This window comes from Actinocorallia herbida (genome assembly GCF_003751225.1).
GTDB lineage: Bacteria > Actinomycetota > Actinomycetes > Streptosporangiales > Streptosporangiaceae > Actinocorallia > Actinocorallia herbida.
In genome coordinates this window covers 1307930-1329891 of the sequence record NZ_RJKE01000001.1, presented here as the reverse complement: position 1 = coordinate 1329891, position 21962 = coordinate 1307930, and the positions used below count along the sequence as shown (strand labels likewise).

Genomic DNA, 21962 nt, shown 5'->3' with positions numbered 1-21962 from the left:
TTCTAGGCTGTAGGTGTGGCCGGACTCCGTGTGGCGCTCGCACAGGTCAACCCGACGGTCGGCGATCTCGCCGGGAACGCCGAACTCGTGCTGGCCTGGGCGCGCCGCGCCGGGGCCGCGGGAGCCGATCTCGCCGCGTTCCCCGAGATGGCGCTCACCGGCCATCCCGTGGAGGACCTCGCCCTGCGCGCCTCGTTCGTCGAGGCGTCCCGGCGGTCCGTCGCCGCCCTGGCCGCCCGGCTCGCCGAGGACGGCCTGGGCGGGCTGCCCGTCGCCGTCGGGTACCTCGACAGCGACGCGGCGGGCAGGCCCGTCAACGCGCTCGCCTGGCTGCACGGCGGCGCGGTGCTGCTGCGCTCGGCCAAGCACCATCTGTCCGACAGCGGGGTGTTCGACGAGTTCCGCTGCTTCGCCCCGGGCGACCGGCTGCCCGTCCTGCGCATCCGGGGCGCGGACGTCGCCGCGGCGGTCTGCGAGGACCTGTGGCAGGACGGCGGCCCGGTCAGCGCCACCGCCGACGCCGGGGCCGGACTGCTGCTGGTGCTCGACGGCACGCCCTACGAGCGCGGCGCCGACGGCGCCCGGCTCGACCTCTACGCCCGCAGGGCCCGGCAGGCCGGCTGCGCGCTCGCCTGCGTCAACCTGGTCGGCGGCCAGGACGAGCTGGTCTTCGACGGCGGCTCCGTCGTCGTCGCGGCCGACGGCGCCCTCCTGGCGCGGGCGCCCCGGTTCGTCCAGCACCTCCTCGTCACCGACGTGACGCTGCCGGACGCCGCCCCCGCCGCCGAGGGCGCCTTCCCGCGCGACGCCCACGACGGCACGGTCATCACCATCGAGCGCAGGTTCGCCTCCACCGGGCCCGCGCCCGCCCGCGCGCCCGTCACCGCCGAGCTCGCCGCCCCGCTGACGGAGGCCGCCGAGGTGTACGGGGCCCTCGTGACCGGGGTGCGCGACTACGTCGGCAAGAACGGCTTCCGCTCGGTGGTCCTCGGCCTGTCCGGCGGGATCGACTCGGCGCTGGTCGCCACGGTCGCCGCCGACGCGCTCGGGCCCGAGCGCGTGCACGCCGTGCTCATGCCGTCGCGCTACTCCAGCGAGCACTCCCTCAGCGACGCCGCCGACCTGGTCGAGCGGCAGGGCCTGCACTCCCGGATCGTGCCGATCAACGACCTGGTCGCCGCCTACGACAAGGAGCTCGCGCTGACGGGCCTGGCCGCGGAGAACCTCCAGGCGCGGATCCGCGGCACCGTCCTCATGGCCCTGTCCAACCAGGAGGGCCACCTGGTGCTCACCACCGGCAACAAGAGCGAGCTGGCCGTCGGCTACTCGACCCTCTACGGGGACAGCGCGGGCGGCTTCGGCCCGCTCAAGGACCTCACCAAGACCCGGGTGTGGGAGCTGTCCCGCTGGCGCAACGCCCGCCGCGGGCCGGGTCCGCTGCTGTCGGACCTCGGGCCGGAGCCGATCCCCCCCGCCGTCATCGACAAGGAGCCGTCGGCCGAGCTGCGGCCGGACCAGCGGGACACCGACGCGCTGCCGCCCTACGACGTCCTCGACCCCCTCCTGGACGACTACGTCGAGCGCGACCTCGGCCGGGACGCCCTCGTCGCCGCGGGCCACGACCCGGCCCTCGTCGAACGCGTCATCCGGCTGGTCGACGCCGCCGAGCACAAGCGGCGGCAGTACCCGCCCGGCCCGAAGACGAGCGCCAAGGACTTCGGCCGAGATCGCCGCCTGCCCATCACCTCGCGCTGGCGCGAGTCCCGCTGAGACTTCTCTGACCTGGCCTTCTCTCGGATCTCACGTTCGCGCCGGCGCTCTCACGCGGTCCTTCGGGTTCTCTCAGCCGACGTCCCGCGACGCCTCATCCGACGGCAAGGCAGCGTCCGTAACGTGCTCGGCGTCCCAAGAAGAACGAGCACCCAAGGAGCCGAGATGATCCGGAAGATGATCCCCGCCGCCGCCGCCTTCGCCGTCGCCGCCGTCGCGCTCGCCGGGCCCGCCCAGGCCGCGCAGGCCTCGGAGAAGCCCCAGACCTCCTCGACCCAGGTCGCGCAGCCGCCCGCCCAGGGCCACGACAAGGACACCAAGGCCAAGGAGAGCACCGCCACCAAGAAGGCCAGGGCGCTGTGCCTCAGCACCGGCCGCAAGGACGCGGAACTCGCCGCGAAGATCGCCCGCTATGACGACGGGAGGACCTACTCCCCCGACCTGCTGCGGACCAAGGCCGCCAAGCTCAAGAAGAGCGACGCCCGGCGGGCCTCCCTGCTCAAGCAGGCCAAGGCCCGGCAGGCCGAGGTCGCGGCGCTGAAGAAGCAGCGCGCCGACCTCGCCCAGACGCTGCGCTGGTGCAAGGCCCAGGGCTACGCGACCTCCTGACGCCCGCGGCATGACCGGCCGCGGTGGAGATCACACGCCGCGGTCGGGCAGGCCGTCCAGGGGCAGGCGGGGCAGCGGGAAGCTGTCGGTGTGGTGCTTCTTGCCCGGCCATTCCTCGGAGAAGGCGGTGTCGTCCGGGTCGATGCCGGGCAGCCGCAGGTCGCACCAGACGACCTTGCCGAGCGCGGTGCGGCGGGTGCCCCAGCGCCGGGCGTACTCCGACACCACGAGCAGGCCCCGGCCGCCCTCGTCGTCGTCGGCCGCGCGGCGCAGCCGGGGCAGGGCCGCCGAGCGGTCCATCACCTCGATGACGAGGGTGCGCTCGCGTAGCAGGCGCACCTCAAGGGGGCCCGGGGAGTACCGCAGGGCGTTGGTGACCAGCTCGGAGGCGAGCAGCTCGGCGGTGTAGGAGAGATCGGCCAGGCCCCACTCGTCGAGCTGGGTGCGGACCAGGCCGCGGGCGCGGCGCACCGCGGCGAGCTCGTTCGGCAGGGTCCAGGACACGCGGGTGTCCTCGGGCAGGCGGCGCAGCCGGGCGATGAGCAGCGCGATGTCGTCGCGGTCGACGTTGTCGTAGACGCCCGCGAGGCACGCCTTGGCGAGATCCTCCATCGGCCGGTCCAGCGCCGAGGGGTCGAAGATCCCCTTGAGCCGGTCCAGCCCGTCGTCTATGTCGCGGCCCCGGCTCTCCACCAGGCCGTCGGTGTAGATCACGAACATGCTGCCGTCCTCGACGGCGAACTCGCGGCTCTCGATCGGGTTGCCGCCGACCACACCGAGCGGCGGGGCGTCGGGCAGCTCCAGGTACTCCGGGGTGCCGTCGGCGCGCAGCAGCAGCGGCGGGAGGTGCCCGGCCGAGGCGATCTCCAGGGTGCCGGTGGTCGCGTCGTAGACGCCGAACACGCAGGTGGCGAAGTGCGGTTCCTGCTCGCCCAGCTCGGTCATCAGCTCGTGCACGATGTGCAGGGCGTCGGCGGGCGGGTAGTCGAGGTTGGCCAGCGTGTGCAGGGCGGTGCGCAGCCTTCCCATGGTGACCGCGGCCTTGACGCCGTGCCCGGCCACGTCGCCGACGATCAGCGCGACCCGGCCGCCGGGCAGCGAGATCGACTCGTACCAGTCGCCGCCGACCTCCACCAGCTTGCTGCCCGGCAGGTAGCGGTGCTTGACCTCCACCGACGACGGGTGGGACAGCCGCAGCGGCAGCAGGCTCCGCTGGAGGGTGAGGGCGGTGGCGCGCTCGCGGCTGAACCGGCGCGCGTTGTCGATCACGATCGCGGCGCGGGAGGCGAACTCCATGCCGATCTCGACGTCGTAGGCGTCGAACCTGCGGAAGCCGGGGGTGCGGGTGCAGGCCATCAGGCCGAGCAGCTTCCCGGTCTTGCCGATCAGCGGCAGGATCACCATGGACACGTCGTCCAGCAGCTCGCGCACGGGGTCGCGGCGCCAGGCGTCGGCGATCCTCCCGGCCTGCTCGGCGGTCATGTGCTTGAGGTGGACGGGCGCGGCCCGGTCGAGGCACTCGCGGTAGGGGGTGCCCGGCGGGTAGACCAGCACCTCGCCGGTGGGGAAGGTCGCCGACCAGTCCGGCTCGTGGTTGTCGGTGGCCAGGGCGAGCCGGCGCAGCACCGCGGAGCCGTTGGCCTCGCCGTGGCTCTCGTCGGCGGCGACCAGGCTCTCCAGCAGGACGATCGAGGCGACGTTGCAGTAGTGCGGCACGATCACGTCGGCCAGGGCGCGGGTGCACAGGTCGAGGTCGAGATTGGATCCGAAGCGGGTGAGCTGGTCGTCGAACAGGGCGCGGCGCACGCGGGCCGGGTCCTGGAACCGCTCGGTGGTCGACAGCGCGACCCTCAGATGGACCATGGCGAACAGGTCGGTGCCGCCGACCATGGGCTGGACGGTGACGACCGCGTCGCCCGGTCCGTGCAGGCGCCACACCGAGGTGCGCTCCTGGCCTTCGGCGACGGCCTCCAGGATCGCCGGGATCTGGTCGCCGCCCTCGTCCAGCAGGTCGTACAGGCGGGTGCCGATCAGCGCGTCGGCCTCCAGGCCGATGACCTTCTCGGCGTTGTGCCCGGCCTGGACGATCACGCCCCGGTCGTCGATGCCCAGGACCAGCGTCCGGGACGCCGAATCGGCGGTCGACGCATTGGCCTTGCGCGCCATCGCGGTTCTCACCTTGCGCTCTCCCGCCGACCGATTGCTCCTTGGTCCTTCCGAACAAGTATGCGCCACTCGGGGCTTCTGCGCGGCTTGTTGCGCACGAAGGATGTGACACAGGCGACCCGCCCCGTCACCGACCGGTGATCACGAGGCGCCGACGTGGGCCGCGAGTTCCTCTCCTCACATCGGGAATGGCCCCCTCTTCCCCTCCCGTTGAGTTGGTGTAATCATCTATTTCGTCCGGGTACGCCGAAGGGGCGCCTCGAGACTGAGAGGTAGAGGAAGCATGTCCGAAGTGCAGAAGGACCGGTCGACCATGCTCTATGGCGGCCAGGGAACCAAGCGCATCACCGTCCGCGACATCGCCGCCGCCAAGGCGCGGGGCGAGAGGTGGCCCATGCTGACGGCCTACGACGCGCTCAGCGCGCGGATCTTCGACGAGGCGGGCATCCCCGTGCTCCTCGTCGGCGACTCCGCCGCGATGGTCGTCTACGGCTACGAGTCCACCATCCCCGTCACCGTCGACGAACTCGTCTTCCTGACCGGCGCCGTAGTGCGCGGCTCCAAGCGCGCGATGGTCGTCGCCGACCTCCCGTTCGGCTCCTACCAGGCCTCGGTCGAGCAGGCACTGGCCACCGCCACCCGCTTCCTCAAGGACGCCGGCGCCCACGCGATCAAGCTGGAGGGCGGCCGCCGGGTGGCCCCCCAGGTCGAGGCGATGGTCGCCATGGGCATCCCCGTCATGGGCCATCTGGGCCTCACCCCGCAGTCGGTGAACACCTTCGGCGGCTACCGGGTCCAGGGCCGCGGCGAGGACGGCGAGCAGCTGATCCAGGACGCCAAGGCCCTCGAGGCCGCCGGCGCCTTCTCCGTCGTGCTGGAGTGCGTGCCCGCCGAGCTGGCCGAGCGGGTGACGGCGTCGCTGTCCATCCCGACGATCGGCATCGGCGCGGGCGGCGGCACCGACGCCCAGGTGCTGGTCTGGCAGGACATGGCCGGGCTCGTCCCGCACACCGCCAAGTTCGTGAAGAAGTACGCCGCGGTCGGCGAGGCCCTGGGCGACGCCGCCCGCGCCTACGCCGAAGAGGTCGTCGGCGGCACCTTCCCGGCCCCCGAGCACACCTACCACTGATTCCGCCAGGCAGGACTTTCCTCCCACCCCAAGCGAGCGGCCCCGGTTCCCCCACCGGGGCCGTTTCGCGTCTCCGCGGTCAGGAAGGCCGGTGCCTCACGACGATCAGCCGGTCCCCGCGCTCCAGGACCCGCTCGGACAGCCCCTCGTACGGCAGGGTCTCCTCGGCCCGGACGACGGCCAGGACGGGCTCGGCGAGCTCATGGACCTCCCGGCCCACCTCGTCCCCGGCCGCGGCCCGCTCCACGAGGCCGAGGCGGCTGCCCAGCATGAGCAGGTCCTCGATCACCGCGCTGACGTTGGGCTCGCTGGTCGCCAGGCCCAGGAGGCGGCCCGCCGCCTCCGCCGCGGGGATGACGTGGTCGGCGCCGCTCTGCCTCAGCAGCGGCTCGTTCTCCGACTCGTTCACCGCCACCTGGATGGCCGCGCCCGGGTTGATCTGCCGGGCGGTCAGCGTGATGAGGACGGCGCTGTCGTCCCGTCCGGTCGCCACGATCACGTCGCGGGCCCTGTCGACGGCGGCGCGGCGCTGCACGACGCTGCGGGTGGCGTCGCCGAGGATCCCGGTCAGGCCGCGGCCCGCCGCCTCGGCGACGCTGGCGTGGTCGGCGTCCACGACGACGACCTTCTCCGGGGGCAGGCCGCCGTCCAGGAGCGCGTCGGCGGCCGCGCGGCCCTTGGTGCCGTACCCGATGACGACCACGTGGTTCCGCACCTTCGCCTCCCAGCGCCTGCGCCGCCATTCCTCGCGCGACTGCTCGGCCAGCACCTCGAGGGTGGTGCCGACCAGGATGATCAGGAAGAGGATCCGGATCGGCGTGACCACGAGGCTGTTGACCAGCCGGGCGACCGGGGTGACCGGCACGATGTCGCCGTAGCCCGTCGAGGACAGCGCGACGCACGCGTAGTAGAAGCAGGCCACGAGATCGACCGGCTCGCCCGTGGCGTCCTTGTACCCCGCGCGGCCGAGGTAGACGACCGCGACCACGATCCAGAACAGCAGCACGGCGAGCGCGACGCGCCAGAGCACCCGCTCGAGCGGGCTTCGGTGCCGCGTCGGCAGCAGGATCCCCGAGACCGCGCCCACACCCGGGTGACTACCCGGTGGCGGTCGGGATCACCCGGAGGAAGAACGTACGGGGGCCGGGATCTCGCGCGCCCGGCCCCGCGGTGACGAAAGAGCCGCCTAGATGTCGGTGAGGCGGATGCCCGCGTGCGCCTTGTAGCGGCGGTTGACGGAGATCAGGTTCGCGACGAGCGCCTCGACCTGGTGGGCGTTGCGGAGGCGGCCGCCGTAGACGCCGCGGAAGCCGGGGACGCGCTCGGCCAGGGCCTGGACGAGGTCGGTGGCCTCGCGGTCCTCGCCTTCGCCGAGGACGAGCACGTCGAGCGCGATCTCGTCGACGGCGGGGTCGAGCAGCAGCACGGCCGAGACGTGGTGGAACGCGGCCACGACGCGGCTCTCGGTGAGGATCGCGGCGGCCTGCTGGGCGGCGCTGCCCTCTTCGACCGGGAGCGCGTAGGCGCCCTTCTTGTCGAAGCCGAGGGGGTTCACGCAGTCGACGACGATCTTGCCGGCCAGCTCGGCCTTGAGGGACTCCAGGGTGGCCTTGTGGCCGCCCCACGGCACGGCGACGATCACGATGTCGGACTCGGTGGCGCAGGCGGAGTTGTCGAGCCCGCGGACTCCGTTGCCGAGTTCGTCGGCGGCCTCCTGGGCCCGTTCCGCGGCGCGCGATCCGATGATCACCTTCAGGCCGGACAGGGCGAACCGCCGGGCCAGGCCCTTGCCCTGGTCCCCGGTGCCGCCGAGGATGCCGATCGTCAAGCCGCTCACGTCAGGGAGATCAGTCATGGGCGCATCCTGTCAGAACCGGCTTTCCGGGCCGTCGCCGCCCCTGCGGTCGGCGCGATCCCCGCGTGTCGCGCAGAGAATTGCGCCACCATGTGGCGCATGGACAACGGACAGGTGGCCTTCTTGCGGGAGCTGCTGGCGTCCTCGGAGACGATGGCGGAGACCCGCCGCTTCGCCCGCGCCCTGCGCTCCTCGGCCCGCGACGACCTCCTGCTGCTGGGCGCGCCGGACCGGGAGGACCCGTGGCACCTCGCGGCCCATCTCGACGAGGAGGCCCGGTTCGTCCCCTCGCTGAAACCGACCCTGGTGCGCTGGCGGCCGCCGCCCGGGGCGCCCCCGCACCTCGCCGTCGGCCTCGACAGGCTGGCCGCGGCCAGGCGCGGCGAGGCGCTGCTGGTGGTCTCCGAGGCGGCTCCCCCGACCCTGCTGGAACGGGTCGACGACGCCCGGCGCACCGGCGCGGTGATCCTCACCCTCGACGGCGGCGACCGGGAGCTCGCGGACCTGGCCCATGAGGCGCTGACCGTCCGGCCGGACGGCCCGGTGAGCTTCGAGCAGGCCCAGCACCTGGTGAGCGCCACCGCGGGCGAGGACACGGGCAGGCGGGGCCTGCGCGACCGCCTGGCCCGCTTCCTCGACGCGGTGGCCGGGCCTCAGGAGTCCTGAGCGTCCCAGGACTCATTGCGCTCGCGGGCGTGCTCCAGCGCGTGCTCGGCCTGCTCCTTGGTGTCGTAGGGGCCCATCCGGATCTTGTCCGGGCAGCCGGGGCCCTCCTCGACCTTCATGTGCTTCAGGCAGAAGAACCAGTGTCCTTCGTCCGCCATCGCCTCTCGCCTCCCTCTGGACAGCCGTCTCGAATCCTGCCCCGAAACGGGAACTAAACTCTCTCCCATGACGACGACGTATCTCACGCCCGGCCGGGTCTCCGCCCCGCGCAAGGTCCCCGCGCACATCGCGCGGCCCGAGTACGTCGGGAAGAAGGCCCCCAAGACCGGCGAACCCGACGTGAAGACCCCCGAGATCATCGAGGCGATGCGCGTCGCGGGCAGGATCGCCGCCCAGGCCCTGGAAGAGGTCGGCAAGGCGGTCCGCCCCGGCGTCGCCACCGACGAACTCGACGCGATCGGCCACGAGTTCCTGCTCGACCACGACGCCTACCCCTCCACCCTGGGCTACCGGGGCTTCCCCAAGTCCCTGTGCAGTTCGCTCAACGAGGTCATCTGCCACGGCATTCCGGACACCACGGTGGTCCGCGACGGCGACATCGTCAACATCGACATCACCGCGTTCATCGGCGGCGTCCACGGCGACACCAACGCGACCTTCCTGGCGGGCGACGTGCCCGAGGAGTCGCGGCTGCTCGTCGAGCGCACCCGCGAGGCGACGATGCGCGGCATCAAGGCGGTCCGGCCCGGCCGGGCCATCAACGTCATCGGCCGGGTCATCGAGGCGTACGCGCGCCGCTTCGGCTACGGCGTCGTGCGCGACTTCACCGGCCACGGCATCGGCACCACGTTCCACTCGGGCCTCGTCATCCCGCACTACGACGACCCGCACGCCGCCACGGTGATGGAGACGGGCATGACGTTCACCATCGAGCCGATGCTGACCCTCGGCACCTACGAGTACGACATGTGGGACGACGGCTGGACCGTGGTCACCAAGGACCGCAAGCGCACCGCGCAGTTCGAGCACACCATCCTGGTCACCGACACCGGCTCGGAGATCCTGACCCTCCCGTAGGGCCCGCGTCCGGGCCCGCGCGGCGCGGCGGCTGGGCGGGCCCCGGACGGAGCGGCGATAATCCGCGCATGATGGGCCAAACCCATGCGCTGAGCGGGGCGGTCGCCTGGCTCGCCGCCGTGCCGCTGCTCACCGCGCCCGACCTCCTGCACGACCACGCGATCCATCTCAACGCGGCGCAGATCGCCGCGGGGACCGTGGTGTGCGCGGGCGCGGCGCTGCTCCCGGACGTCGACCATCCGCGCGGGACGATCGCGAACACCTTCGGCATCTTCACGCGGTGGCTGTGCAAGGCGATGGCGTCGGTCTCCGGCGGGCACCGGCACGGCACCCACTCGATCCTGTTCGCGGTCGGCGCGGGCTACGGCGTCCAGTGGCTGGCCGACAACAACGCCTGGGGCTGGTGGGTCGCGCTGTTCCTGCTCGTCGGGCTGGGCCTGCGCGGCCTCGGCGTCGGCGGGGAGTCCGGCGACGTCACCACGGGCGTCGTCAACGCGGTGCTCGCGGCGGGCCTGGTGTTCGCGATGCACGACGTCGGCGCGGCCTGGGCCGGGTACGCGGTCGCGCTCGGCTGCCTCGTGCACGTCGCCGGGGACTGCTGCACCCCGCAGGGCTGCCCGGTGCTGTGGCCGGTGCCGTGGCGGCTCGGCGTGCCGCTGGTGCCGCGGACGGACGGCAAGGTGGAGCGGTGGATCGTCACGCCGCTGCTCACACTGGGCGTGGCCGTCCTCGCCGTCCGCACCGCGCTGGGCGAGGAGATCACCGACTGGTTGAACACCCACGCCTGAGGGTGGCCTGCCGTGGTCCGGCGGCGCTCGGCCGACGTCAGTCGACGAGCGTCACCGACAGCAGGGTCACCCCGACGGACTGGGCCTCGTCGGAGCAGTCGCACTGCCCGCAGCCGGGGAGAAGGTGCGTGTTCATATCCCGCTTTCCCTTCAAAACGGATAAATAAGACGTTTCCGAGCGTACGCGGGAGAACGCGGAACGAGCACTGTCACGCGGGGGCAAATCTGTCGTCAAGGGTGGCGAGCGCGTCCCGTCGCGCGCGGCGGCGCGGGGTAATGAACGCACGTGAGAACACGACACCTCCGTACCTCCGCGTCCGTGCTCGTCCTCAGCGCCGCGCTCGCGGGGTGCTCGGGCGGTGAGGGCCCGCTCCCGCTCGGCGGCGCGCCGAGCGGCCGGGCGTCCGCCCTCGGCACGGGGGGCGCGGCGACCGGCCTGGAGACCGGGTACGAGCAGGTCGTCGCCAAGGTGCTGCCGTCGGTCGTGCAGATCGTCACCGACCAGGGCGAGGGCTCGGGCGTGGTGTTCGACAACGCGGGCAACATCGTCACCAACGCGCACGTCGTGGCCGGGGCCAAGGAGTTCGAGGTCTTCCCCTCCAGCGGCGGCCCCGGGCTGCCCGCGACCCTCGTCGGGTCCTTCACCGCGGGCGACCTCGCCGTCGTCCGGGTCGACGACGCGGGGCTGCCCGCCGCGACCTTCGGGGAGTCGAGCAGGCTGAAGGTCGGCCAGCTCGTCCTGGCCATGGGCAGCCCGCTCGGGCTGAGCGGCAGCGTCACCAACGGCATCGTGTCGGCGACCGGCCGGACCGTCAGCTCCCGCCAGGAGGGCTCGTTCCCCGGAGCGACCATCTCCAACGCGGTGCAGACCAGCGCCGCCATCAACCCCGGCAACAGCGGCGGCGCCCTGGCCACGATGGACGGCGGCGTCATCGGCATCCCGACCCTGTCCGCGGGCACCAGCGACGGCGCCGCCTCCGGCATCGGGTTCGCCATCCCCAGCGACACGGTGAAGAACATCGCGCCGCAGCTCATCTCCTCCGGGAAGGTCACCAACTCGGGCCGGGCCGCGCTCGGCGTCACCATCGCGCAGACCGTCAACATCTCCTCGGGGGAGCAGGACGGGGTGGCGGTCGTGGCGGTCACGCCCGGCGGGGCCGCCGAGCAGGCGGGCATCAAGACCGGCGACGTCATCACCGCGGTCGACGGGCAGGCCACCGACAGCACGACGGGGCTCGCCGAGATCCTCGCCGAACGCCAGGTCGGGCAGACGGTCCCGGTGGAGATCCGACGCGACGGCGAGACCCGGACCGTGAACGTGAAGCTCGGCGAGCTGCCCGGATCCTGAGCCCTCGGGGCGGTGCAACGCCCCCGGATCCTTCGAAATCCAGAAATACGCCGGGATTCCGTGAACCATCCGGCGGGCGAAATGCTCCAAAGATCGGGCTGCACGCGCTGGCCGCCCCAGCGCGACCACCGCCATAATGCGGGCAGCCTGATCGGAGGATGACTGCATTGTTCGGGGTAGTTCGCCCGTGTCGCCACGTCATGAGCGCGGCGATGTTCCGGGACTGGATGGCGCATCTGTGCGGACACTGCCTCGCGCTGCGCGATGAGCACGGGCACGCCGCACGGCTCGTGACCAACTACGACGGCCTGCTCGTCTCGGTGCTCACCGAGGCGCAGGAGCCCGAGGCGTCGCCGCGCCGCAAGGCCGGTCCGTGCGCGCTGCGCGGGTTCAAGGGCGCCGAGGTGGTCGCCGCGCGGGCGGAGGGCGCGCGGCTCGCCGCCGCGGTGTCGCTGCTGCTCGCCGCGGGCCGCACCCGCGACCACATCGCCGACGGCGACGGGGTCTTCGCCCGCAGGGCGCCCGCGATGCTCGCCGAGCGGGTGTCCGCGCGCTGGGACCGGGCGGGCGGCCGCACCGCCGAGGCGCTGCGCTTCGACCCGTCGACGCTGCGCGAGGCGGTCGCCCGGCAGACCGTCCTGGAGAGCACGCCGGGGCTGCCGCTGCTCGCGCTGCTGGAGCCGACCGAGACCGCGGTCGCCGCCGCGTTCGCGCACACCGCGGTGCTCGCCGGGAAGCCCGGCAACGCCGCGCCGCTCGCCGAGGCGGGCCGCTTCTTCGGCAGGCTCGCCCATCTGCTGGACGCCGTCGAGGACCTGCCGGAGGACCACGCGACCGGCGCGTTCAACCCGCTGCTCGCGACCGGCACCCCGCTGCGCGAGGCGCGCCGCCAGGCGGACGCCGCCAGGCGCGGACTGCGCCTGGCGCTCGCCGACACCGAGTTCGCCTCCCGCGAACTGGTCGAGGCCCTGTTCCTCGGGGAGACCCGCCGCGCCGTCCAGCGCGCTTTCGACGGCCACCCCTTCGCCGTCTTCGACGACCGCCCCTGGACCCCGGACGCCGACCCCGCCGAGTGGGCCGCCGCCCTCGCCGCACGCGCCGCCGCGCCCCGCAAGGGCCATGGCCACCGCCACGGCCACGAGCACACCGACTCGTGCGCCCACCGCACGCCGAAGTCCCCCCGGGCCTCCCTCACCGACCAGCTCGACGGCACCCTCCAGCTCCTCCGCGTCGACGGCTCCACCTGGACCCCCGCCGTCGCCCCCGTCCTCCACCTCGACGAGATCACCGCCCGGCCCGCGACCGCGACCGGCCCCCACCTCGGCTCGGCGCACCCCGACGAGGCCGGCGCGCTGCCCGTGGCCGCACCCGGACCCCGGGTGGGCCCGGCGCTGCCGGGTGGCGGAGCCGCCTTGCCCGAACACCGAGTGGACCCGGCCCTGCCGGGTGACGGGATCGGCGCCCGGCCCGTCGGCGTGCCCGGACCCCGGGTGGGCCCGGCGCTGCCGGGTGACGGCGCTGCGCGGACGGACGGGATCAGCGCGCGGCACGCGCAGGGGCCACCGGAAGGCGGGCCCTACGGGCAGCAGGCTCCGCAGGGGTTCGGGCCGGCTCAGGGCGGGGCGTACGCGCAGCAGGGGGTGCCGGCGTGGCAGGGCGACGGGCAGGCCGGGGGCTATCCTCCGCCGCCGCCGAACTCGCCGCCGCCCGGTGGTCCTTACCCTCCGCCCGGTGCGCCGCTGCCTCCCGGATTCCATCCGAAGCGCGGACGGCGGCCCGGGTGCGGGCCCGAGCTGTGCCTCGCGGGCGCGGCCGTCGGGTGCACCTGCGGTCTCTGGCGGCCGGAGTGGAGCGAGTACCACCACGCGGACTGCACCGAGCGGTGCGTGTGCTCGCGCTGCGACTGCGGCAACTGCGACTGCAGCGGGTGCGGCGACTGCTGCTCGTGCTGCGGCGGCGACGGCGGCGATGACGGCGGCTGCTGCGACGGGTGCGACTGCTGCGACTGCGGGTGCGACTGCAACTGCTGACCTGCGGCGCGCGTCCGGGTGCTGACAGGATAACCAACCAAGCGTACGCTCGGTTCTCGTGGAGACCAACGCCGCGACTTTCGCGGAGCTGCTGACGGCCCGGTCCGGCGACGACCGGATCGGGCTCGTCTTCGAGGAGGAGACGTACCCCTGGGCGAGGGTGGTCGAGGAGGCGCGGCGCAGGGCGTCGCTCATCGCCGACCTGGCGCCTGCCGTCCCCGGCCGCGCCCCGCACCTGGGCGTGCTGCTGGAGAACGTGCCGGAGTACGTCTACTGGCTGGGCGCCGCGGCGCTCTCGGGCGCGGTCGTCGTCGGGGTCAACCCGACCCGGCGGGGCGCCGAGCTCGCCGCCGACATCGCGCACACCGACTGCGACGTGCTGATCACCGACGCCACCGGCCTGGACGTCCTGCCCGCCTCGCACCGCCCCGCCGCGGCCGAGGGGATGCCGCTCAAGGCCGCCGGAGACGGACCGCCCGTGGTCCTCGTCGACTCCCCCGCCTACACGGCCCGGGTAGCCGACGCCCTTCCTTACGACGGCCCCGCGCCCGACCCCTCCGCCCGCTACCTTCTCCTCTTCACCTCCGGCTCGACCGGAGCGCCCAAGGCGGTGAGCTGCTCCCAGGGGCGGCTCGCGATGATCGCGGAGATGTCCTCCGGCTTCGGGCTCACCGCGGACTCCGTGACGTACGTCGCGATGCCGCTCTGCCACGGCAACTCGATCATGGCCAATCTCGCGATGGCCGTCCACGCGGGCGCCCGGGTCGTGCTGCGGCGCAGGTTCTCCGCGTCGGGCTTCCTCCCGGACGTGCGGCGGCACGGCGTCACCTATTTCAACTACGTCGGCCGGGCCCTGGCCTACATCCTGTCCACCGGCGCCGAGGATCCCGGCTGCTCCCTCACCCGGGTCTTCGGCACCGAGGCGTCCGCCCGCGACCGCGCCGCGTTCGCCGCCCGCTTCGGCTGCGCGGTCGTGGAGGGCTACGGCTCCAGCGAGGGCGCGATCGCGATCCGGCGCACCCCCGACAGCCCGCCCGACGCCCTGGGCGTGGCCCAGCACGGCGTGGAGATCCTCGTCCTCGATCCCGGCACCGGCGAGGAGTGCCCCCACGCGGTGATCGACCCTTCGGGGCGGCTCACCAACCCCGCGGCGATCGGCGAACTCGTCGGCGTGACCACCGCGTTCGAGGGCTACTACAACAACCCCGGGGCCGACGCCGAGCGGCTGCGCGACGGCCGGTACCACAGCGGCGACCTCGCCTACCGGGACGCGGCGGGCTTCTTCTACTTCGCCGGGCGCACCCCCGACCGGCTCAGGGTGGACGGGGAGAACTTCGCGGCCGCGCCCGTCGAGCGGATCCTCGCGCGCTGGGACCCGGTCGTGATGTGCGCGGTCTACCCGGTGCCCGACCCGCGCACCGGCGACCAGGTGATGGCCGCGCTCGAACTCGACGGGTCGGACTTCGACCCCGGGGCGTTCGCGGCCTTTCTCACCGCGCAGGAGGACCTCGGCACCAAGTGGGCGCCCCGGTTCGTCCGGATCGTCCGGGCGATGCCGCTGACCGCGACGACCAAGGTCGACAAGAAGCCGCTGCGCGCCGACGCCTGGCACACCGGCGACCCCGTCTGGCACCGGCCGGGCCGTGAGCTGCGCTACGAGCCGTTCACCGACCGCGACGCGCTGCGCGCCGAGTTCGCCGAGCACGGCCGCCACCCCGGCTGATCCCGGGCCCCACCCGTCCACCGGGGCCGGGGCGCGGCACGCGCCGGGGTCAATAGGGTGGGGGAGGCCACCGCAACCCCGAATCGGACGATCATGAGATTCTTCGCCCTCACCAGGGCCGCCGGCGCGTTCGCCGCCCTCGCCGCCCTGACGCTCGCGGCACCCGCCGCGCCCGCCTCGGCGCACACCGCGCTCAGCGGCAGCTCGCCCGCCGACGGGGCGAAGGTCGACTCCGTCGCCGAAGTCGTGCTGACCTTCAACGAGGAGGTCCGCTCCGGCCAGGTCGTCATCCAAAACGCGGCCGAGAAGCCCGTCCACAAAGGCAAGGTCACCGTCTCCGGCACCGACGTGACGCGCAAGGTGCGCGACGCGCTGCCCGCCGGAAAGTACACGGTCGGCTACCGGGTGATCTCCGCCGACGGCCACCCCGTCACCGGGACGCTGACGTTCACCGTCACCGGGGCCGCCCCCACGGCCCCCTCCGGGGTCACCGCCGACACACGGACCGCGACCCCGTCGCCGACCTCCACGCCCGACGGCACCGAGGGCGGCGGGACCCGCTGGCTGATGGTCGGCGTCGGCCTCGCCGCGGGCGCGGGCATCGGCCTGCTCTACTCGATGCGGAGGCGCAAGAATGCGTAGCGCCTACCGCGCCGCCGCGGTGGCCGCGCTGGCGGCGGTCTTCGGCCTCGTCGCCGCGCTGTACGCGGGCGGCTCCCTCGCCGAGAAGGTCATCCCCGGCATCGGCGACGCGGGCGAACTCGTCCGCTGGGGCCTGCCCGCCGCCCGGACCGTCATGGACCTCGCCGCCGCGCTCACCGTCGGCTGCCTGGTCATGGCGGTGATCCTGCTGCCGCTGATCCGCGACGGCCTCACCTCCGCCGCGCAGAACTACCTGCGCGCGGCCTCCTGGTGCGCCGCGGTCTGGGCCTGCGCCGCCGGGGCCACCCTGGTGTTCACCGTCGCCGACATCCTCGGGGTGAACGTCACCGGGCTGCTGCGCGGCAACGAGCTGTCGAGCTACGTCGGGCAGCTCCCGCAGGGCACCGCGCTGCTGCTGGTGATCCTCGCCACCGTGGTGGTCGCGCTGCTCGGCCGGACCGTCGACACCCCGGCCGCCGGGCTCGGCCTGCTCGCGCTGTCCTTCCTCGCGCTGCTGCCGCCCGCGCTGACGGGCCACTCGGCCTCCTCCCCCAACCACTCCCTCGCCATGATCGGCCTGGCGCTGCACCTCGCCGCGGTGGTCCCTTGGGTCGGCGGCCTCGCCGTGCTCGCCTGGCACGCGCTCACCAAGGGCCGGCTGCTGGAGACCGCCGCCGCCCGGTTCAGCACCCTCGCGCTGTGGTGCGCGATCATCGTCGGGCTCTCCGGCCTGGCCAGCACGCTCTCCCGGCTGCCCGACCCCCTCCAGCTCTTCGAGACCGACTACGGACGGCTCGTCCTCGCCAAGATGGCGGCCTTCGCCGTCCTGGTGTGGATCGGGCACCGGCACCGCGAGAAGACCATCCCGCTGATCGCCGAGCGCAAGCCGCGGGCGTTCGCCCGGCTCGCCGCCGTCGAGGTCGCCATCATGGCGGCCACGATGGGCCTCGCCGTCGCGCTCGCGCAGACCGCGCCCCCGGTGACGTCGCTGGAGGCCGAGAGCACCGTCAAGACGCTCCTCGGCTACGACATGCCGCCGCTGCTCGACGTCGCCAACCTCGCCTCGCTGTGGCGGTTCGACCTGTTCTGGATGGTCCTGGTCCTCGCCCTCGGCGGGTTCTACCTCGCCGGGGTCGTCCGGCTGCGGCGGCGCGGCGACGCCTGGCCCTGGCACCGGACCGTGTTCTGGCTGATCGGGCTCGCCACGATCGTCGTCGCGACGCTCAGCGGCCTGGCCACCTACGCGCCGCTGATGTTCAGCGTCCACATGGTCCAGCACATGCTCATCGCCATGGTCACGCCGATCTTCCTCGTGCTCGGCGCACCCATGACGCTGGCGCTGCGCGCGCTCAAGCCGGCCAAGGTCCGCGGCGACAGGGGGCCGCGCGAGTGGCTGACCGCGGCCCTGCACAGCCGCTACACCAAGGTCATCGCGCACCCGGCGACCGCCACGATCCTGTTCATGGGCAGCACCTGGGCGCTGTACTACAGCTCCGCCTTCGAGTGGCTGATGGGCAACCACCTCGGCCACATCGCCATGCTCATGCACTTCCTGCTGAGCGGCTACCTGTTCTATTGGGTGATCATCGGGATCGACCCCGCGCCGAAGCCGCTGGGCTACCCGTGGCGGCTGCTGCTGCTGTTCGTCACCATGCCGTTCCACGCGTTCCTCGGCCTCGCCATGATGAACATGGGCGAGCCGATCGCACCGGACTGGTACAAGATCGTCTACCCGCCGTGGGCCGGGCCGATCGTGGACGACGTCCAGACGGGCGGCGCCATCGCCTGGGGCTTCGGGGAGATCCCGACCTTCATCGTGATCATCGCGATCGTGGCGCAGTGGGCGATGTCGGACACCCGGCAGGCCCGCCGCACCGACCGGAACGCCGAGCGGGACGAGGACGCCGAACTCGCCGAGTACAACGAGATGCTGAGCGGCCTCGGCAAGAACGCCGAGAAGTGACCGATGGGCCCGGCCCCCTGATCGAAGGGGGGCCGGGCCCGTCGGGTGCCGCGTTACCGGTGCGGCCGGCCGTGCTCGTCCTTGTCCTTGTCGTCGCCCTCGCCGTGGTCCGGCCTGCCGGGCTCGGCGGCGGCCAGGGCGGCCGCGTCGGCGGCGATCACCGCGGCGTGGCCCGCCGGGACCCGCTTGCCGCTCTCCTTCTGGGCGTACTTGGCGACGTCGGCGTACTTGCCGTCCACCAGCTTGCCGAGCATCCAGTCCACGGCCTTGGCGTCGGCGCCGGAGTTCAGCACGAGCTGGAGCAGCCCGGCCCGGGTGACCGCGACGGTGAAGGTCGAGGACGCCTTGACGACCCCCTCCTCGCCCGTCGCCTCGGCCTCGACCTTGTGCTCGCCCGCGGCCAGCAGGGACAGGTCGAGCGCCGTGCCCGCCTCGACCACCGCGCCGTCGACGGTGACCTTCACGTCCTCGGCGTTCGCGGCGACCACGCCGACGACCGGCTTCTGCGACCGGTCGAGGACCGCGGCCGCGACCGGGGAGGCGATCGTCACCGACGCGGGCGCCGGGGTCTGCGGGGCGGTCTGCTGCCGGGCCGCGCTCCAGCCGACGAGCTCGGCCGGACGGTTGGTGATGACCCCGTCGACGCCCGCTTCGTCCAGCTTCTTCCACTGCGCGGCCGAGTCGACCGTCCAGGCCATCACCGCGATGCCCGCGGCGTGCAGGTCCGCGATCGCCTTCGGGTCGGCGATCAGCGCGTCGCCGGTCGGGTTGTAGGCGGTGACGCCCAGGTCCTTGGCGACCGCCACCGGGTCGGCGTCCAGGCCGCTGCGCAGGAGGCCGGTCGGCAGCTCGGGGGCCAGCTCACGGGAGTACTTGAGCGCGTCGACCTCGAAGCTCTGGATGAACACGCGCTGGGTCATGCCCGCGTCGCGGATCACCTTGACGATCGTGGCGACCTCGTCCCTGGTGTGCGCGCCCTTGATCTCCAGGAGGAGGTTGCCGCCGCGCGCCTTGAGGTCGGCGAGCTGCTCGGCGAGGGTCGGCAGCCGCTCGCCCGCGAAGTTCGGGGAGAACCAGGACCCGGCGTCCAGGGCCTTGAGCTCGGCCGAGGTGAGCGAGCGGATCGCGCCGGTGCCGTCGGTGGTGCGGTCGACCGTGGGGTCGTGCAGGATGAACGGGACGCCGTCCTTGCTGGGCTGGACGTCGTTCTCGATGAAGTCGGCGCCGCCCTTGCGGGCGACCTCCTGGGCGGCCAGGGTGTTCTCCGGCGCGGCCGAAGAGGCGCCGCGGTGGGCGATCACCGTCATGGGGGTGCCGGCCGGGCGGAGGTAGCCGTTGGCCGGGAGCTCGGTGACCTTGACGTCGTCGAAGGAGACCGTCGCGCCGTTGACGACCAGGGCCTGCCCGCCGTCGGCCGAGCGGACCAGGCTCGTGGTGCGCATCATCTGGGTCCCGTCGAAGAACCAGCGCGCCTGGTTGCCGTGCACCTCGATGGCGACCTCGACGTCGCGGCCGGTGCCCGCGGCGGTCGGCGCCGAGGTGGTGTTGGTGACGTTCCAGGCCGAGGACTTGTTCAGCTCGGCGAACTCCAGGCCGTTGGAGGCGGTCGTGCCGCTGCGCATCGTGGCGATCCACCACGGGACCGCGCCGCCGGCCGGGACGTCGAGACCGAAGGCGGTCCAGCGAGTGGCCTCGTTGACCTTGTCGAACCGGGCGGTCGCCTCGAAGCGGAAGTCGTTCAGGTGCCTGCCGAAGGTGATCCGCTTGTTCCCGCTCGCGGACGTGCCGACGAGCCTCCCGTCCTTGACCGTCCAGGCCCCGTCGGAGTTCCAGCCCGCCGGGATCTGCCCGTCGTCGAAGTTCGCGGAGACCGCGACGTCGCCGGGGGCGGCCGAGGCCGGGTCGGAGGCGGAAAGGGAGAGGGCGGCGATGCCCGCGACCGCCAGCGTGGAGGCCGCGAGCGCCGCGGTGGCGCGCCGCACGGAGATCGTCTTACCGGAGGGAAGGCCCTGCGTCAGAGGAGTTCTTGTCACACCGGCGGACGCTAAGTGGACGACCGAAACACCCGGCCACAACCGCACGATCTTGCCCGAACCACCAAATTAACAGTGACTTACACCACCAAAAGCACACTTTCCGGACACCCCACCGCCGCCCCACCGCCACTGTTCCGCCCCCGACCCCCGACCCCCGACCCCCGACCCCCGGGAAGGGTTCCAGCCCCGCCACCCGCCGCGGGCCTTGACGAGGAACCGCACCGGGGCGCCCGAGCGCCCGATCACCGCGACGCCGGAGGCGGCGCGGTTCAGCGCGGTATGAAGCCGGTCTCGTAGGCGAAGATCACGGCTTGGGTGCGGTCGCGGGCGCCGAGTTTGGCCAGGAGGTTGCCGACGTGGGTCTTGATGGTCTGGAGGCTCAGGAAGAGGGTTTCGGCTATCTCGGCGTTCGAGAGGCCGGTCGCCATGAGGCGGAGGACTTCGGCTTCACGGTCGGTGAGGTCGCCGTGCCAGCGGACGCGGGCGTGGGTGGCGCGGGGCACGGCGAGGGCGCGGATGGCGGCGGGGAACAGGAGCATGTCGCCCTGCACGACGAGCCTGATCGCCTGGAGGATCTCCTCGGGGCGGGAGCGCTTGAGGAGGAAGCCGCTGGCGCCGACCCGCAGCGCGTCGTAGACGTAGTCGTCGTTCTCGAAGGTCGTCAGCACGAGGATCTTGGGCGGGTCCGGCTGCTCGGCGAGGATCGCGCGGGTCGCCTCGAGGCCGTCGGCGCCGGGCATCCGCACGTCCATGAGCACGACGTCCGGGGCCAGCCGGGCGGACTCCAGGCGCGCCTCGGCCCCGTCCCCTGCCTGGCCCACCACGGTGAGGTCGGGTTCGGCGCCGACGATGGCGGCGAGTCCGGCGCGGATCAGCCGCTCGTCGTCGACGATGAGCACGGAGGTCATGCGGTCCCCTTAGGCAGTGGAATCGAGGCGGCCAGCCGCCAGTGGCCGTCCAGCGCGCCGGCGCTGATCCGGCCGGCGAGGACGCCGACGCGCTCGCTGAGCCCGGCCAGGCCCCGGCCGCCGGTGTCGCGGCCGTGGGTGCGCGCCCCCATCGGGTTGCGCAGCTCCAGGTCGAGGACGCCGGGCCTGGCGCTGAGCCGCAGGTCCACCGGGACGTGCCCGGCGTGCTTGGCCACGTTGGTCAGGCCCTCCTGGATGATCCGGTACGCCTCGCGGGACACCGCCGAGGGCAGCCGGTCGAGGTCGCCGTCGCGGTCCACCCGGATGTCGAGACCGGTCTTGGCCAGCAGGTCGTCGAGGTCGCGCAAGGTGCGCTGCGGGGCTCGGGCGGACTCCTCCTCACGGAGGAGGCCGAGCACATGGTCGAGGTCCTCCAGCGCGGTCCGCGCCGACTCCTCGATCGCCTTGAGCGCCTGCCGCGCGAAGTCGGGGTCGCGGTCGAGTATCCGCTCGGCGGCGGCCGACTGCACGGTGACGATGCTGAGCGCGTGGCCGACCGAGTCGTGCAGCTCCCGGGCCAGCCTGGTGCGCTCCACCTGCACCGATGCCCGCCGCTCCGCGGCCTCCACCCGCTCCTGCGCCGACGGCCCGAGCGCCCACTCCGCGACGCGGGCGGCCAGATGGCCCGCGAGGACGATCCCGTAGAGGAACGCGGGGATCACCACGAGGCCGAGCAGCGACGGCCAGATCATGGCGTCCTTCGCCAGCAGCGGCCGGATCAGGCCGTAGCCGATCGCGGGCGGCGCGAAGATCGTCGCGCCGCAGGCCAGCGCCCCGCAGAACAGGTGCCCGACGAACCAGACCGCCGCGCGCAGCCGGGCCGGCCAGCGCGCGCAGGTGCCGATCACCTGGGGCGCCCCCAGCAGCTCCGCCGCGACCGCCCCTTCGAGCTTGCGCACCACGGGCAGCAGCCCGAGACCCGCCATGAGCAGCAGGCTCACGCCGAAGGTCACCCCGATGGCCAGCGCCTCGGGGCGCAGCAGGGCGTTGGCGGTCCCCCCGACGAAGGCGACGACGACCGCCGTCGGCGCGCAGAGCAGCCCACCGAGCAGCAGGAACGTCCACCTGCGCCAGGTCAGTCCGGCGTAAAGGGGGCGGAGCGGTCTCACCCCCTCATGGTGCCAGCAGCGCACTCAGGGTCGGCTCACCCGCAGGTGCCATACCGATCTCCTTCTCACGCGGGAGTGACGAA

18 protein-coding genes are annotated in these 21962 nt (G+C 73.2%); 11 read left to right on the top strand and 7 right to left on the bottom strand.

Going from position 1 to position 21962, the window contains the following annotated elements; all coding sequences use genetic code 11:
- The first annotated feature begins 15 nt into the window (after positions 1-15).
- Complete coding sequence (locus EDD29_RS06325; protein ID WP_123663200.1) at positions 16-1770, top strand: NAD+ synthase; 1755 nt, start codon at positions 16-18, stop codon at positions 1768-1770.
- A 165-nt stretch (positions 1771-1935) separates the two neighbouring features.
- Positions 1936-2379 (top strand): hypothetical protein, encoded by a 444-nt coding sequence (locus EDD29_RS06320; protein WP_123663198.1) that lies wholly within the window; start codon positions 1936-1938, stop codon positions 2377-2379.
- A 30-nt stretch (positions 2380-2409) separates the two neighbouring features.
- Here EDD29_RS06320 and EDD29_RS06315 read toward each other — a convergent pair whose 3' ends face one another.
- Positions 2410-4557: an ATP-binding SpoIIE family protein phosphatase gene (locus tag EDD29_RS06315; RefSeq protein WP_246052543.1), complete on the bottom strand. Its 2148-nt coding sequence runs from the start codon at positions 4555-4557 to the stop codon at positions 2410-2412.
- 271 nt (positions 4558-4828) lie between these two features.
- Here EDD29_RS06315 and panB point away from each other — a divergent pair, with 271 nt between their 5' ends.
- Entirely contained in the window at positions 4829-5674 is an 846-nt protein-coding gene (gene panB, locus EDD29_RS06310; protein ID WP_123663194.1) for a 3-methyl-2-oxobutanoate hydroxymethyltransferase, read from the top strand.
- Positions 5675-5753: 79 nt separating this feature from the next.
- Here panB and EDD29_RS06305 read toward each other — a convergent pair whose 3' ends face one another.
- Positions 5754-6761: a potassium channel family protein gene (locus EDD29_RS06305; RefSeq protein WP_123663192.1), complete on the bottom strand. Its 1008-nt coding sequence runs from the start codon at positions 6759-6761 to the stop codon at positions 5754-5756.
- A 99-nt stretch (positions 6762-6860) separates the two neighbouring features.
- Positions 6861-7529, bottom strand: a complete 669-nt coding sequence (npdG, locus tag EDD29_RS06300) for an NADPH-dependent F420 reductase (protein WP_123663190.1) — start codon at positions 7527-7529, stop codon at positions 6861-6863.
- 99 nt (positions 7530-7628) lie between these two features.
- On the opposite strand from npdG, the gene EDD29_RS06295 reads away from it, so the two are divergent.
- Complete coding sequence (locus EDD29_RS06295; RefSeq protein ID WP_211359574.1) at positions 7629-8195, top strand: hypothetical protein; 567 nt, start codon at positions 7629-7631, stop codon at positions 8193-8195.
- On the opposite strand, the gene EDD29_RS45280 is transcribed toward EDD29_RS06295, so the two are convergent.
- Positions 8183-8353: a hypothetical protein gene (locus EDD29_RS45280; RefSeq protein WP_170201309.1), complete on the bottom strand. Its 171-nt coding sequence runs from the start codon at positions 8351-8353 to the stop codon at positions 8183-8185. The genes EDD29_RS06295 and EDD29_RS45280 overlap by 13 nt on opposite strands.
- A gap of 67 nt (positions 8354-8420) precedes the next feature.
- On the opposite strand from EDD29_RS45280, the gene map reads away from it, so the two are divergent.
- The 7 genes from map to EDD29_RS06260 all read left to right on the top strand — a co-directional run bounded on the left by map (position 8421) and on the right by EDD29_RS06260 (position 17766).
- Positions 8421-9272, top strand: coding sequence for a type I methionyl aminopeptidase (gene map, locus EDD29_RS06290; protein WP_123663186.1), 852 nt, complete (start codon positions 8421-8423; stop codon positions 9270-9272).
- Between the two features lie 68 nt (positions 9273-9340).
- Positions 9341-10060, top strand: coding sequence for a metal-dependent hydrolase (locus EDD29_RS06285; RefSeq protein ID WP_123663184.1), 720 nt, complete (start codon positions 9341-9343; stop codon positions 10058-10060).
- 286 nt (positions 10061-10346) lie between these two features.
- The gene (locus EDD29_RS06280) at positions 10347-11408 is read left to right on the top strand and encodes a S1C family serine protease (protein ID WP_123663183.1); all 1062 of its coding nucleotides are present in this window, start codon (positions 10347-10349) and stop codon (positions 11406-11408) included.
- A gap of 200 nt (positions 11409-11608) precedes the next feature.
- Positions 11609-13438, top strand: a complete 1830-nt coding sequence (locus EDD29_RS06275) for a DUF5685 family protein (protein ID WP_148085888.1) — start codon at positions 11609-11611, stop codon at positions 13436-13438.
- A gap of 58 nt (positions 13439-13496) precedes the next feature.
- Positions 13497-15161, top strand: coding sequence for an AMP-binding protein (locus EDD29_RS06270; RefSeq protein WP_123663179.1), 1665 nt, complete (start codon positions 13497-13499; stop codon positions 15159-15161).
- Between the two features lie 93 nt (positions 15162-15254).
- Positions 15255-15803, top strand: a complete 549-nt coding sequence (locus EDD29_RS06265) for a copper resistance CopC family protein (protein ID WP_123663176.1) — start codon at positions 15255-15257, stop codon at positions 15801-15803.
- On the top strand, positions 15796-17766 hold the full coding sequence (locus EDD29_RS06260) for a bifunctional copper resistance protein CopD/cytochrome c oxidase assembly protein (RefSeq protein WP_123663174.1): 1971 nt from the start codon (positions 15796-15798) through the stop codon (positions 17764-17766). The genes EDD29_RS06265 and EDD29_RS06260 overlap by 8 nt, the downstream gene beginning before the upstream one ends.
- A 53-nt stretch (positions 17767-17819) precedes the next feature.
- Here the strand turns inward: EDD29_RS06260 and EDD29_RS06255 are convergent, their stop codons facing one another.
- From EDD29_RS06255 to EDD29_RS06245, 3 genes are all read right to left on the bottom strand, one after another.
- A complete protein-coding gene (locus EDD29_RS06255; RefSeq protein ID WP_211359573.1) occupies positions 17820-19799 on the bottom strand; it encodes a glycerophosphodiester phosphodiesterase in 1980 nt (659 codons plus the stop codon).
- 272 nt (positions 19800-20071) lie between these two features.
- Positions 20072-20710 (bottom strand): response regulator, encoded by a 639-nt coding sequence (locus EDD29_RS06250; RefSeq protein WP_123663172.1) that lies wholly within the window; start codon positions 20708-20710, stop codon positions 20072-20074.
- A complete protein-coding gene (locus EDD29_RS06245) occupies positions 20707-21879 on the bottom strand; it encodes a sensor histidine kinase (RefSeq protein WP_123663170.1) in 1173 nt (390 codons plus the stop codon). The genes EDD29_RS06250 and EDD29_RS06245 overlap by 4 nt, the downstream gene beginning before the upstream one ends.
- Positions 21880-21962 lie beyond the last annotated feature (83 nt).

What these genes read in the sequence shown, in the direction of transcription:
- EDD29_RS06320 (WP_123663198.1), top strand. Translation starts at nt 1,936, where the DNA reads ATGATCCGGAAGATGATCCCCGCCGCCGCCGCCTTCGCCGTCGCCGCC.
- panB (WP_123663194.1), top strand. Translation starts at nt 4,829, where the DNA reads ATGTCCGAAGTGCAGAAGGACCGGTCGACCATGCTCTATGGCGGCCAG.
- npdG (WP_123663190.1), bottom strand. Translation starts at nt 7,529, where the DNA reads ATGACTGATCTCCCTGACGTGAGCGGCTTGACGATCGGCATCCTCGGC.
- EDD29_RS06295 (WP_211359574.1), top strand. Translation starts at nt 7,629, where the DNA reads ATGGACAACGGACAGGTGGCCTTCTTGCGGGAGCTGCTGGCGTCCTCG.
- EDD29_RS45280 (WP_170201309.1), bottom strand. Translation starts at nt 8,353, where the DNA reads ATGGCGGACGAAGGACACTGGTTCTTCTGCCTGAAGCACATGAAGGTC.
- map (WP_123663186.1), top strand. Translation starts at nt 8,421, where the DNA reads ATGACGACGACGTATCTCACGCCCGGCCGGGTCTCCGCCCCGCGCAAG.
- EDD29_RS06285 (WP_123663184.1), top strand. Translation starts at nt 9,341, where the DNA reads ATGATGGGCCAAACCCATGCGCTGAGCGGGGCGGTCGCCTGGCTCGCC.
- EDD29_RS06275 (WP_148085888.1), top strand. Translation starts at nt 11,609, where the DNA reads ATGAGCGCGGCGATGTTCCGGGACTGGATGGCGCATCTGTGCGGACAC.
- EDD29_RS06265 (WP_123663176.1), top strand. Translation starts at nt 15,255, where the DNA reads ATGAGATTCTTCGCCCTCACCAGGGCCGCCGGCGCGTTCGCCGCCCTC.
- EDD29_RS06260 (WP_123663174.1), top strand. Translation starts at nt 15,796, where the DNA reads ATGCGTAGCGCCTACCGCGCCGCCGCGGTGGCCGCGCTGGCGGCGGTC.
- EDD29_RS06250 (WP_123663172.1), bottom strand. Translation starts at nt 20,710, where the DNA reads ATGACCTCCGTGCTCATCGTCGACGACGAGCGGCTGATCCGCGCCGGA.